The sequence below is a fragment of the Pseudomonas sp. GM79 genome (assembly GCF_000282495.1).
Classification (GTDB): Bacteria; Pseudomonadota; Gammaproteobacteria; order Pseudomonadales; family Pseudomonadaceae; genus Aquipseudomonas.
In genome coordinates this window covers 20,854-32,742 of the sequence record NZ_AKJE01000057.1, presented here as the reverse complement: position 1 = coordinate 32,742, position 11,889 = coordinate 20,854, and the positions used below count along the sequence as shown (strand labels likewise).

Here is an 11,889-nt window from a genome sequence, read left to right as displayed (position 1 = left end):
TCAAAACTGCGCACCAAGTGAACACCCGCACCAAAACCGCGCAACCTTTTAGCGCGTCGCAAACAGGTAAGCCTGTCTCCCCCAGTCAGGGATCCAATTCAAGCCTGACCGTCCGTCACCTGTGCTTGCGGTGACACTCTCCCCTGGAGCGTCGCAGCCCTGTTCCCACAAGTGCTACCGATTTGCTCACAGGCAACGGGGTAGCGGGTTTGCGGCCTCTAATGGCACTTATGACCTCTTATCTCTGCGCGCCATATCTAGACGCATCGCGACGTCGTTTTCAGGAGTTATTGAACACGCATTCAATTTTAGGCATGGCAATTGCTCTGTCATTACAAAGCCCGTCTCCCACGCGAGAACGATGGCAATAAAAAGAGCCTCCGCCTGAGGCCATCACCCGCTTTGTGTGAGGAGATACCGCGATGACGACGTTCAACTCCGGGGCCCAACCCCAGAACCGTGCGCCTCAATCCATCGGCTTTTTGCTGCTGGACAATTTCACGCTTATTTCTCTGGCCTCTGCAGTAGAACCTCTGCGCATGGCCAACCAATTGTCCGGCCGCGAGCTGTATCGCTGGACCACACTCACCGTCGATGGCGGTCAGGTCTGGGCCAGTGACGGACTGCAAATCACCCCCGACGCCTCCATGCACAAAGCGCCTCCCCTGGACACTGTCATTGTCTGCGGCGGCATCGGTATTCAGCGTACTGTTACCCGTGAACACGTGTCGTGGCTGCAAAGCCAGGCGCGTCAGCACCGTCGTCTCGGCGCGGTCTGCACCGGCAGCTGGGCCCTGGCTTGCGCGGGCCTGCTGGACGGTTTCGATTGCAGCGTGCACTGGGAATGCCTGGCGTCGATGCAGGAAGCTTTCCCGCGGGTGGCCATGAGCACCCGGCTGTTCACCCTCGACCGTAACCGTTTCACCAGCTCCGGCGGCACCGCGCCTCTGGACATGATGCTGCACCTGATCAGCCGCGATCACGGTCGTGAACTGTCGGCCGCGATCTCGGAAATGTTTGTCTACGAGCGCATCCGCAACGAGCAGGATCACCAGCGCGTGCCGCTCAAGCACATGCTCGGCACCAACCAGCCAAAGCTTCAGGAAATCGTGGCGTTGATGGAAGCCAACCTCGAAGAGCCGATCGACCTCGACGAACTGGCGGTGTACGTCGCTGTTTCGCGTCGTCAGCTGGAGCGGTTGTTCCAGAAATACCTGCACTGCTCGCCGTCGCGTTACTACCTGAAACTGCGCCTGATCCGCGCTCGGCAACTGCTCAAGCAAACGCCGATGTCGATCATCGAAGTGGCGTCGGTATGTGGTTTCGTGTCCACGCCGCACTTCTCCAAGTGCTACCGCGAATATTTCGGCATTCCGCCGCGTGACGAGCGCGTGGGTTCCAACACCACGCAACAAGTGGCGATGATGCCGCTGCCGCAAGCCTTGGTATTGTCGCCGTTGTCCGGGCCGCTGTCGGCGTTGAGTCAGGCGCGCAATGAGTCGACGTTTGCGAGCGTAAGGCTCTAAACCGAGGCGCTCCATTCGCGAGCAAGCCCGCTCCCACATTCGACCGAGCTCTCTCAGGGGAACGCGGTCGAATGTGGGAGCGGGCTTGCTCGCGAAGGCGATCTATCAGGCGCTACGGCTTTGCTGATACGCCGCCAACGCCGGCAGCAATTGCTTGTCGATCGCCTGGCGCACGGCCGGCAGGATGGTCGCGCTGCTGGTGTACATCTGCTTCACCATAGTGCGCAGCGTCATCGCCCGCTCATCGTTCAAGCCTCGCACGGCACACTCGCAAGCCTGCTCGGCTGTGGAGCCGCTCGGTACTTGAAAACCCAACGATTTTAGTTGGCCCAACAGGTCTTCCTGGTCAATCAAATCGGCGTGCATCATGACGCAATCCTTCTTCAGGGAACGGTGTCGTGGCTCGATTCTGGTAGGGGCTGGGGATGGCGGCAAGGACGATTTGTCGCAATGGCCGCATTGGCTATGAACATGTCGTTTTCGGCTAACTTGCCATGCATGGGAATGGGCACACTGGATTCAGCTGGCTTCACGAAGGTTTGGTCACCCTCGCGCAACAGCTCCTCAACAGTACCCTCCTCAGCTCCGATCCTGTCACGGCTTGATCGGGGTTTTTTTTGCCTGTGAATCAGTGAAGTGTGGTGTCTGTGCGGACGCCTTCGCGAGCAAGCCCGCTCCCACATTTGTCCGCGTCCTCCCAGGAGAATGCGGTCGAATGTGGGAGCGGGCTTGCTCGCGAAGAACGATGACGCGGTCTAGCGTTGCAACACCAAAATCCGCGACAGCAATTCATCCCGGTCGACATAACACCCCTGGAAATGCCGGGCGCCGGTAGCGGGGTCGAAAGCGTTGCGGGCGTGCAGGGTGCGGCGGTTATCGAAGCACCACAGCTCACCGGGTTTGAGCCGCGTCATCACCCGGAAGCGCGCCTCGCGGGTCATCGCAATGAAGCGACGGTAAGCGCGATACAGCTTGGGCATCTGCTCGACTGAAGCATCGAACGGCCCGCGCAGAAAGTTTGCCATACGGATTTCCGACACCTGCCCGAAAGCATCCAGGGCGATGATCGGCGCCAGGCAGCGGTAGTCGCTGTGGCGGTCCTTGTTGCGGAACTCCACGGGGATTTCACACAAGGCTTGAAATGCCTCGGGATCTTCCTGGCGCAAGGCTTGGGCGATGGCAAAACCGTCGACGAAAATGCTCTCGCCACCGTCGGCGTCATTGACCAGGCAATGCAGAAACTGCAGCCCCGGTTGCAGCTCCCGAGTGGGCAGATCGCTGTGCAGCGGCAGGTTGAAAGCGGTGTAGGCATTGCTGTCGGCGTCGGCCCTGGATTGCACGTTGAACAGCACGCCGAAATTGCTCTCGCGGATGAACGAAATCCGTTGGGCGATCAGCTTCAGCGAGCCCGGCTCAGTCGGTACGCCACGAACCTGGGTCAGGCCGATGTCGCGCACGGCCAGCAGCCATTGCAGCAAGGCATCGTTGTCGTCCATCAACGCTTGATAGTCGAACACCGGCAACTTCAGCTGGCTGTCCCACAGCTTGCTTTTCGGTTTGGCGGCCCGGCGTTCGGCGCGGGACTCGTCGTCATAGGCGTGAGCTCGCAGCCAGCCCGGGTCGAAGCGGCTGAGATGGCCGTCCTGCCAATCGACATACAGACAACCTTCGGCATCGATTCGAGCGCTGTCGGGGATCAGATTTTCCGCGACATCGACGATTTCCAGCACTTGCTCGCGAGTCACCGTGTAGACGCACTGCGGGCACGGGCAGTTGTCCCGTAGCCATTGATGATGAAAAGGGCTGACCCGACCGTCCGCCCACTGCACTTGAATTCGGTCCGCCAGGGTGTGCACGGCGGTCAACGCGCTGATCAACGGGAAGGTGCGGAAATCGGCAAAAGCGGCGGCGGTGTTCATGACGAGCTCCTTGTTATTTTTCGGGCGGTAAAGCGATCACTCGGCCGATGAAGGCGGGGGCGGGCAGGTCGGCTTGCTCGGCGACAATGGCTTGCAGCTTGTTCAAGGTTTCTTCGCTGAACGGTGCGGATCGCGGCCCGGCCAGGTCGACGTGCAGCAGCATTTGTTCATTGCCCGCCAGCTCCTTGTCACCGCCCACCAGATGCAGGCTGTGGTAGAGGTGCAGGCGCTTGCGGTCATGGCCGATGATCTGGGTATGCACCTCGACATCGGCATCGAGCTTCACTTCGTGCAGGTAGTTGAGGTGCAACTCGAGGGTGAACAGCGAATTGCCGCTGGCTTCGCGGTTGTTGCTGTCCATGCCCAGTCGATCCATCAGCGCGTCGGTGGCGTAGCTGAAAATCAGCAGATAGAAGGCATCGCGCAGGTGGCCGTTGTAGTCGACCCAGTCGGGGATGATTTTGGTTTGGTAGGTGGTGAGGGTGGGCATGGTGTAGGTTCCAACATGAGTGGTGACTGGACTGCCGTCTTCGCGAGCAAGCCCGCTCCCACAGGGGATCTGCTGGGTGACATAGATTGTATTCACACCTCAAATCACTGTGGGAGCGGGCTTGCTCGCGAAGGGGCCAGACCTGCTGGCCCATAAGCCTGGGGTTACTCGCTAAACGCCATTCCATGCTTCTCTTTGGTGGTCTTCACCGCCTCCAGCACTGCCAGCAAGCAATCATCACGATAGCGCTCCAGCGCCGAGATGCTGTGCTTGCCCAACTGCTCGCTGGTGCCATCCACCACATCATCAATCAATTTGTCGGTCAGCTCCGGTGCCGGCAGATAGGTCCAGGGCAACTGCAACGCTGGCCCGAACTGCGCCATGAAGTGCCGCATGCCTGCGTCGCCACCCGCCAGGGTGTAAGTCAGGAAAGTACCCATGAACGACCAGCGCAGGCCCGCGCCAAAACGAATCGCATCGTCGATTTCACCGGTGGTCGCCACACCGTCGTTAACCAGATGCAGCGCCTCACGCCACAGCGCTTCGAGCAAACGGTCGGCGATAAAACCGGGTACTTCCTTGCGCACATGCAGCGGGCGCATCCCTAAGGATTCATAGACTTTCATTGCCGCTTGAACCGCTTGCGGCGCGGTATTCTTGCCACCGACCACTTCCACCAACGGCAGCAGGTAAACCGGGTTGAACGGATGCCCGACCACGCAGCGTTCCGGGTGTGTCGAACTCTCGTAAAACTCGCTTGGCAACAGTCCCGAAGTGCTGGAGCCGATCAAGGCATTGGGCTTGGCCGCCGCGCTGATTTTGCTATGCAGTTCCAGTTTCAGGTCCAGTCGTTCGGGAGCACTTTCCTGAATGAAATCTGCGTCGCGAACGCATTCTTCGATAGTGGCGACAAAGCGCAGACGATCTTGCGACGCGCCGGGTGCCAGGCCTTGCTTCTCCAGCGCGCCCCAAGCATTGGCGACGCGCTTGCGCAGGGCCGCTTCGGCACCGGGCGCCGGATCCCAGGCCACTACGTCGAGGCCGTGGGCGAGGGCGCGGGACACCCAGCCGCTGCCGATGACACCGCTGCCCAGAGCGGCGAAGGTTTTGATATCAGTGATAAAGCTCATGGCGACGTCCTAAAGAGTTCGGTGATCCCTTGTGGGAGCGGGCTTGCTCGCGAAAGCGGAGTGTCAGTCGACAGAGATGTCGGATGTGACGGCCTCTTCGCGAGCAAGCCCGCTCCCACAGGTAAGGTGTAAGTTCGGTTAACCGCGCTGGGTCAGGCCCATTTTTGCCCGGCCTTCAGCCGGCGTCAGAACGCGGGCGCCGAGGCGGCTGAGGATTTCGCTGGCGCGTTCGACCAATTGGCCGTTGGTCGCCAATACGCCCTTGTCCAGCCACAGGTTGTCTTCCAGACCGACCCGCACGTTGCCACCCAGCAACACCGCTTGCGCCGCCATCGGCATCTGCATGCGACCGATGCCAAACCCGGCCCAGACCGCGTCGGCCGGCAGGTTGTCGACCATGGCTTTCATGGTGGTGGTGTCGGCCGGCGCGCCCCACGGGATGCCCAGGCACAGCTGGAACAACGGGTTATCCAGCAGGCCTTCCTTGATCATCTGCTTGGCGAACCACAGGTGGCCGGTGTCGAAGATTTCCAGCTCAGGCTTAACGCCCAGCTCTTGAATGCGTTTGGCACCAGCGCGTAGCTGGGCCGGGGTGGACACGTAAATGGTGTCGCCATCGCCAAAGTTCAGGGTGCCGCAATCGAGCGTGCAGATTTCCGGCAGCAGTTCTTCGACGTGGGCCAGACGGGTCAGCGGGCCGACCAGGTCGGTGTTCGGGCCGAACTCCATCGGGTTCTCGCCCGCGCCGATTTCCAGGTCACCGCCCATGCCGGCGGTGAGGTTGACGATGATGTCGACGTCGGCCTCGCGGATGCGCTCCATCACTTCGCGGTACAGCGCCACGTCACGGCTGAACTTGCCGGTTTGCGGGTCGCGAACGTGGCAGTGGACCACGGTGGCGCCAGCCTTGGCGGCTTCCACGGCGGCTGCGGCGATTTGTTTCGGGGTGACCGGCACGTGTGGGCTTCTGGCGGTCGTGTCGCCAGCACCGGTGAGTGCGCAGGTGATGATGACGTCGTGGTTCATTGGGTGGTTCCTTGCAGGCGTGATTAGTCAGGTTCGCAGCCCTGTCGGGCTGCGAATCGGTGGTTCAAATCAGGGTTATTTGCTGGTCAGCTTGAGGTTTTCAGCAGCCGGTTTGCCGTCGAAGGTGGTCACGCCTTCGAGCCAGCGTTGCTTGTCTTGCGGGTGATCTTTCAGCCATTGCTTGGCCGATTCGAAAGCGTCCTTGTGATCCAGCAATGGCTGCATCATCCGGCTCTCGTCTTCGGCGGTGTAGGTCAGGTTGCTCAGCAAACGACCAATGTTCGGGCATTGCTCGGCGTATTTCGGCGCGGTGACCGTCCAGACGGTGGCCATGCCTTCGTTCGGGCCGAGGGCGTCTTCGCTGCCAGTGAGATAAGTCATTTGCACGTTGACGTTCATCGGGTGCGGGGCCCAGCCGAAGAACACCACAGCTTCCTTGCGCCGCACGGCGCGATCCACCGCCGCAAGCATGCCGGCCTCGCTGGACTCGACCAGCTGGAACTTGCCCAGGCCAAACTGGTTCTTGGCGATCATCGCCTTGATCTGGGTGTTGGCGCCCGAGCCAGGCTCGATGCCGTAAATCTTGCCGCCCAGTTCTTTTTCGAATTTGGCGATGTCGGCGAAGGTTTTCAGGCCTTTGTCGGCGAGGTAAGTCGGGACGGCGAGGGTGGCGCGAGCATCCTTGAGGCTTGGCGCTTCAAGCACTTTGACCTGCTTGGCATCGACGAATGGGGTGATGGTCTGGGTCATCAGCGGGTTCCAGTAACCGAGGAACACGTCCAGGCGCTGGTCGCGAATGCCGGCGAAGATGATTTGCTGGGAGGCGCTGGTCTGTTTGGTGTTGTAGCCGAGGCCGTCGAGCAACACCTGGGTCATGGCGCTGGTGGCGATCACGTCGGTCCAGTTCACTACGCCCATGCGCACGTTCTGGCACGACGCGGGTTCGGCCGCCATGACGCTGGCGCTCAAGAAAGCGGTACCGCTGAGTGCAAGAACACAGCTGCTGATCAGTCGTTTCATGTCGGGTTCCTCGGCAGGTCGTTATTGTGGGTTCCGGTGTCTGATGCGCCGGTGATCTCAAGTTACGCAGCAAAGCCCCTGTAAAAACGCACTGCGGCGACCAGCTCTTGCACTGCAGCGACCTGAGCCCTTGAATGCTCGTTGCAAGTGGCGTATCAACGTCCACACGCTAACCGCCCTCTCGTTACCTGGCCTCTTTTTACCTGCTAAGCGAGTGCGCTCCATGTCCCAGGATTTCTACTTCTTGTTGATGCCGGGTTTCTCGGCGATCGGTTTCATCTCGGCGATCGAGCCGCTGCGGGTCGCCAATCGCTTTCGCGGCGAGCTGTATCGCTGGCATGTGTTGAGCGCCGATGGCGGGGCGGTGTTGGCCAGTAACGGCATGTCGGTCAACGCCGATGCAGCGCTGGAACCCCTGAAGAAAGGCGCTACCTTGCTGGTGGTCGCCGGTTTCGAGCCGCTGAAGTTCGCCACTCCGGCACTGGAGCACTGGTTGCGTCGTTTGGACATCGAAGGCGTGACCCTCGGCGCCATCGACACCGGCAGCTTCATCCTCGCTGAAGCCGGCCTGCTCGACGGCCACCGACTGACCCTGCACTGGGAAGCCATCGACGCCTTCAAGGAGTCTTATCCACAGCTGAGCGTCACCCAGGAGCTGTTCGAGATCGACCGTCGGCGCATCACCTCTGCCGGCGGCACGGCCTCCATCGACCTGATGCTCGACCTCATCGGCCAGGCCCACGGCCCGGAACTGGCGATCCAGGTCAGCGAACAATTCGTACTCGGGCGCATCCGTCCGCGCAAAGACCACCAGCGCATGGAAGTCGCCACGCGTTATGGCATCAGCAACAAGAAACTGGTGCAGGTGATCGGGGAGATGGAGCAGCACAGCGAGCCGCCGTTGAGCACGCTGGAATTGGCGGAGTCGATCAAAGTGACCCGGCGTCAGTTAGAGCGGTTGTTTCGCCTGCATCTGAACGACACTCCGAGCAATTTCTACCTGCGGTTAAGGCTGGAGAAGGCGCGGCAGTTGCTGCGTCAGACGAACATGAGTGTGTTGGAAGTGAGCATCGCGTGCGGGTTTGAATCGCCCTCGTATTTCACCCGAAGCTATCGGGCGAGATTCGAGCGCTGCCCGCGTGAAGACCGGCGACGGTTAGGGGATGGGCGGGAAGTGGTTTAAGCGCAGATTTCTAAAGGGCCGCAAAACCCCTGTGGGAGCGCGAAAGCGGTTGATCATTTAACATTGATGTCGACTGACACGCCGTCTTCGCGAGCAAGCCCGCTCCCACATTTGATCATTGTCGTTTGGGAGACGGGTTACTTCTTCATCAGCGCCGAGCACGCCGCCTTGTAAGCCTCATGCTGATACTTGTTCAGCGTCTCCGGCAATGCAAAATCGAACTTCTTGTTCTGCGCATTGATGGTCTGCGGCGACAGCAGCGTCACCTCGCAATTTTCCAGCAGCTGGAAAATCCCCTCAATCTTGAATGTAGTCGGCCCACCGGCGAACTCGCCTTTCTTGCTGCGCTTCTTGATCGCGATCCGGTCGATGGAGTTCTCACGAACAAACGACGCCACCTGAGCGGCGAAGACTTTGACGTTGGCGGCTTCGTCGTCCTCGTCGAGGGCGATTTTCTTGGTAGCGAGGGCGACGTGACTGAGCGCCAGACCGTCGAGGGAGGCCACGGCGATGATCGCTTCGCTGCCTTTGATTTCGATGCCGCAGATTTTCATTTCAATCCCTTTTCCTGATGCTGGCGTTCAGCTTACAACTCTAGTTGGTTGGCGGTGATGCCAAAAGCTGCGGCAATTTTTTCACGGGTTGCCTTGCGGGGCTTGGAGACCGTTTCTTGCTGGGCGAAAGCCGGTTGGGAAATGCCCATGCGCTTGGCAACTTCATCCTGCGTAAGGTTCAGGTGTTCGCGCCAGGCGCGAATGGGCGTCGCGCCATCGACGATGCGACTGACCACTTCGTGGGGGATCAGATCGGGCTCGATCTTCTGTGCCACATACTGCGCGTAGGGAATGACCACGAACGCCGGTTTTCCCTCCGCGTCGTTGATGATTTGAATCTCAGTAGGTGCGTTCATCGCGTTTTTTGACCTCTTGAATACTGACCACTTTGATCGCGCCATCCCAGTCGAACATAACCCGATAACTACCGACTCTCAGTCGATAGGCGTAGTCCTGACCGACCAGTGCTTTGACGTTGCCTACATCAGGCATGCCAGCTAGCGCCGTGATGGCATCACGAACCTGGATCTGATGAACGGAATGCAATTTCAAGAGCTGCTTAACGGCCTTTCGAGTCCAGTGAATGCTGTTCATGGAGAATATAAGTCTTTTATAAGATTTTGCGAATCTTTACTTATATTTTTCAGGTGGCCAACAAACGAAATTTGTCGGGATGTTGCTCGAAAATAGCTGCTTTAACCCTTACCCAGTGGGAGTTGTAGGTTTGCTCGGTGAAACCTGTGGGAAAGGTCTTGATTGAAGGTAAAAGCTGGTAGGGCTACCAGCTTTCGACGGACGATTCAGGATCACTCCTGCCCAATCGACTCCAAAAACTCCGACCGCTCGTCACTCATGCGCGCCACGCAATCATTCTGCGCAATGGTGAACGCTTTGCTACCGCTCGTCGCCGGGAACGCTTCCACTGCACAGTCCGCGTCGCGGGTTTTCAGCCATTGCTGTTGCGCGGTCTTGATTTTGGCGGTGATGTCGGTCAGTTGCGCCTGGTTCTTGCCGTAGAGCGTCTGCATGCGCTCGCTCAGACTTTTGTAGTTTTCGTTCAGCAGCTGTTCGGCGGTGGTTCTGCTGTAGGCCGAGCATTCCAGGGTCTGGACTTCGTTTTCGACGGCGTCGCAGGGGTTGTCGTCGGCCTCTTCAGCTGCTTGTACGCCAGTCGCCATCAGTGCCAAAGCCAGGAAGATCGATTTCATTGCGCCGCCGCCCCTTAATCCAGTCATGCATTCAGTAAAACATCCAGTGCGGCGAATTCTGGCCCAAGCGGGCGGCGTTGGATAGGTAGGCAATGACGCCTGTCGACGACCCTTTGTCGCGGATTGACGCTTTCGGCAAACCCCCTGTCGTTTTTGCACCCGGCTACCCCCGCACCGAGGCATATGCTGGCCCCAAAGCGCCGGCACACGATTCGGCGCATGAATCGCTAATAGGGGACAGCCTGATGAGCCCAGCCGAATTGCACGCCGACAGCATCGTTATCGACGGGCTGATTATTGCCAAGTGGAACCGCGAGCTGTTTGAAGACATGCGCAAGGGCGGTCTGACCGCGGCCAACTGCACCGTGTCGGTGTGGGAGGGCTTCCAGGCCACTGTCAACAACATCGCCGCCAGCCAGAAGCTGATCCGCGAGAACAGCGACCTGGTGATTCCGGTGCGCACCACTGCCGATATCCGCAAGGCCAAGGAGCAGGGCAAGACCGGCATCCTCTTTGGCTTCCAGAATGCTCACGCGTTTGAAGACCAGATTGGCTACGTCGAGGTCTTCAAGCAGCTCGGCGTCGGTATCGTGCAGATGTGCTACAACACCCAGAACCTGGTGGGTACCGGTTGCTACGAACGCGACGGCGGCCTGTCGGGTTTCGGTCGTGAAATCGTCGCTGAAATGAACCGCGTCGGCGTCATGTGCGACCTGTCCCACGTCGGTTCGAAGACCTCCGAAGAAGTCATCCTCGAATCCAAGAAGCCGGTTTGCTACTCCCATTGCCTGCCGTCGGGTCTGAAAGTACACCCGCGCAACAAATCCGATGAAGAACTGAAGTTCATCGCCGATCACGGCGGTTTCGTGGGTGTGACCATGTTCGCGCCATTCCTGGCCAAGGGCATCGATTCGACCATCGACGACTACGCCGAAGCGATCGAATACACCATGAACATCGTCGGCGAAGACGCCATCGGCATCGGCACCGACTTCACCCAGGGCCATGGCCAGGACTTCTTCGAATACCTGACCCATGACAAGGGCTACGCCCGCCGTCTGACCAGCTTCGGCAAGATCATCAACCCGCTGGGCATCCGCACCGTGGGCGAGTTCCCGAACCTGACCGAGACCCTGCTCAAACGCGGCCATTCCGAGCGTGTGGTGCGCAAGATCATGGGCGAGAACTGGGTGAATGTCCTCAAGGACGTCTGGGGCGAATAAGCCACCGCATTTCTGAATCCTTTCCCCCGGCCGTCCGTGCCGGGGGCAACACAACGAATTTTCTGGAGTTAAGTTTCCATGGCCAAGATCGCCCCGCAATTGCCAATCGAAGTCGACAGCGAAACCGGTGTCTGGACCTCCGACGCCCTGCCGATGCTGTATGTGCCGCGTCACTTTTTCGTCAACAACCACATGGGCATCGAGGAAGTGCTGGGCGCCGACGCTTACGCCGAAATCCTCTACAAGGCCGGCTACAAGTCCGCCTGGCACTGGTGTGAAAAAGAAGCTGAATGCCATGGCCTGGAAGGCGTTGCAGTGTTCGAGCACTACATGAAGCGTCTGTCGCAACGCGGCTGGGGCCTGTTCAAGATTCAGGACATCGACCTCGACAAAGGCACCGCCAGCGTCAAGCTCGAACACTCCGCATTTGTCTATGTGTACGGCAAGGTCGGGCGTAAGGTCGACTACATGTTCACTGGCTGGTTCGCCGGCGCCATGGACCAGATTCTTCAGGCCCGTGGCAGCTCGATCCGCACCGTTGCAGAACAGGTTTACGGTGGCTCCGAAGAAGGCCACGACGACGGTTTGTTCACCGTCAAGCCGTTGTAAG

14 protein-coding genes are annotated in these 11,889 nt (G+C 59.4%); 4 read left to right on the top strand and 10 right to left on the bottom strand.

Annotation, left to right across the window (positions count from 1 at the left end; all coding sequences use genetic code 11):
• Positions 1 to 422 precede the first annotated feature (422 nt).
• On the top strand, positions 423 to 1,526 hold the full coding sequence (locus PMI36_RS13205) for a GlxA family transcriptional regulator (RefSeq protein WP_008072536.1): 1,104 nt from the start codon (positions 423 to 425) through the stop codon (positions 1,524 to 1,526).
• A 105-nt stretch (positions 1,527 to 1,631) separates the two neighbouring features.
• Here the strand turns inward: PMI36_RS13205 and PMI36_RS13210 are convergent, their stop codons facing one another.
• The 6 genes from PMI36_RS13210 to PMI36_RS13235 form a co-directional block, all read right to left on the bottom strand.
• Entirely contained in the window at positions 1,632 to 1,895 is a 264-nt protein-coding gene (locus tag PMI36_RS13210) for a hypothetical protein (protein ID WP_007907528.1), read from the bottom strand.
• Positions 1,896 to 2,281: 386 nt separating this feature from the next.
• Positions 2,282 to 3,445 (bottom strand): gamma-butyrobetaine dioxygenase, encoded by a 1,164-nt coding sequence (locus PMI36_RS13215; protein ID WP_008072525.1) that lies wholly within the window; start codon positions 3,443 to 3,445, stop codon positions 2,282 to 2,284.
• 13 nt (positions 3,446 to 3,458) lie between these two features.
• Positions 3,459 to 3,935 carry a thioesterase family protein gene (locus PMI36_RS13220; protein WP_008072524.1) on the bottom strand — a complete coding sequence of 159 codons (477 nt, stop codon included), beginning with the start codon at positions 3,933 to 3,935 and terminating at the stop codon, positions 3,459 to 3,461.
• Between the two features lie 164 nt (positions 3,936 to 4,099).
• On the bottom strand, positions 4,100 to 5,065 hold the full coding sequence (locus tag PMI36_RS13225; protein ID WP_008072523.1) for an L-carnitine dehydrogenase: 966 nt from the start codon (positions 5,063 to 5,065) through the stop codon (positions 4,100 to 4,102).
• 138 nt (positions 5,066 to 5,203) lie between these two features.
• Positions 5,204 to 6,091 carry a 3-keto-5-aminohexanoate cleavage protein gene (locus tag PMI36_RS13230; protein ID WP_008072522.1) on the bottom strand — a complete coding sequence of 296 codons (888 nt, stop codon included), beginning with the start codon at positions 6,089 to 6,091 and terminating at the stop codon, positions 5,204 to 5,206.
• A gap of 75 nt (positions 6,092 to 6,166) precedes the next feature.
• The gene (locus tag PMI36_RS13235) at positions 6,167 to 7,111 is read right to left on the bottom strand and encodes a choline ABC transporter substrate-binding protein (protein ID WP_008072521.1); all 945 of its coding nucleotides are present in this window, start codon (positions 7,109 to 7,111) and stop codon (positions 6,167 to 6,169) included.
• A gap of 223 nt (positions 7,112 to 7,334) precedes the next feature.
• Here PMI36_RS13235 and PMI36_RS13240 point away from each other — a divergent pair, with 223 nt between their 5' ends.
• Positions 7,335 to 8,294: a GlxA family transcriptional regulator gene (locus PMI36_RS13240; protein WP_008072520.1), complete on the top strand. Its 960-nt coding sequence runs from the start codon at positions 7,335 to 7,337 to the stop codon at positions 8,292 to 8,294.
• Between the two features lie 137 nt (positions 8,295 to 8,431).
• On the opposite strand, the gene PMI36_RS13245 is transcribed toward PMI36_RS13240, so the two are convergent.
• From PMI36_RS13245 to PMI36_RS13260, 4 genes are all read right to left on the bottom strand, one after another.
• Positions 8,432 to 8,848, bottom strand: coding sequence for a DUF3010 family protein (locus PMI36_RS13245; RefSeq protein ID WP_008072517.1), 417 nt, complete (start codon positions 8,846 to 8,848; stop codon positions 8,432 to 8,434).
• A gap of 32 nt (positions 8,849 to 8,880) precedes the next feature.
• Entirely contained in the window at positions 8,881 to 9,204 is a 324-nt protein-coding gene (locus tag PMI36_RS13250; RefSeq protein ID WP_007907539.1) for a helix-turn-helix domain-containing protein, read from the bottom strand.
• Entirely contained in the window at positions 9,188 to 9,442 is a 255-nt protein-coding gene (locus tag PMI36_RS13255; RefSeq protein WP_008072515.1) for a type II toxin-antitoxin system RelE family toxin, read from the bottom strand. The genes PMI36_RS13250 and PMI36_RS13255 overlap by 17 nt, the downstream gene beginning before the upstream one ends.
• A gap of 212 nt (positions 9,443 to 9,654) precedes the next feature.
• Positions 9,655 to 10,056, bottom strand: a complete 402-nt coding sequence (locus PMI36_RS13260) for a lysozyme inhibitor LprI family protein (protein ID WP_008072513.1) — start codon at positions 10,054 to 10,056, stop codon at positions 9,655 to 9,657.
• 245 nt (positions 10,057 to 10,301) lie between these two features.
• Here PMI36_RS13260 and PMI36_RS13265 point away from each other — a divergent pair, with 245 nt between their 5' ends.
• Together PMI36_RS13265 and PMI36_RS13270 are read left to right on the top strand one after the other, a co-directional pair.
• Entirely contained in the window at positions 10,302 to 11,279 is a 978-nt protein-coding gene (locus tag PMI36_RS13265) for a dipeptidase (protein ID WP_007907542.1), read from the top strand.
• 78 nt (positions 11,280 to 11,357) lie between these two features.
• The gene (locus PMI36_RS13270; protein WP_007907543.1) at positions 11,358 to 11,888 is read left to right on the top strand and encodes a DUF5943 domain-containing protein; all 531 of its coding nucleotides are present in this window, start codon (positions 11,358 to 11,360) and stop codon (positions 11,886 to 11,888) included.
• The last annotated feature ends 1 nt before the right edge of the window (position 11,889 follow it).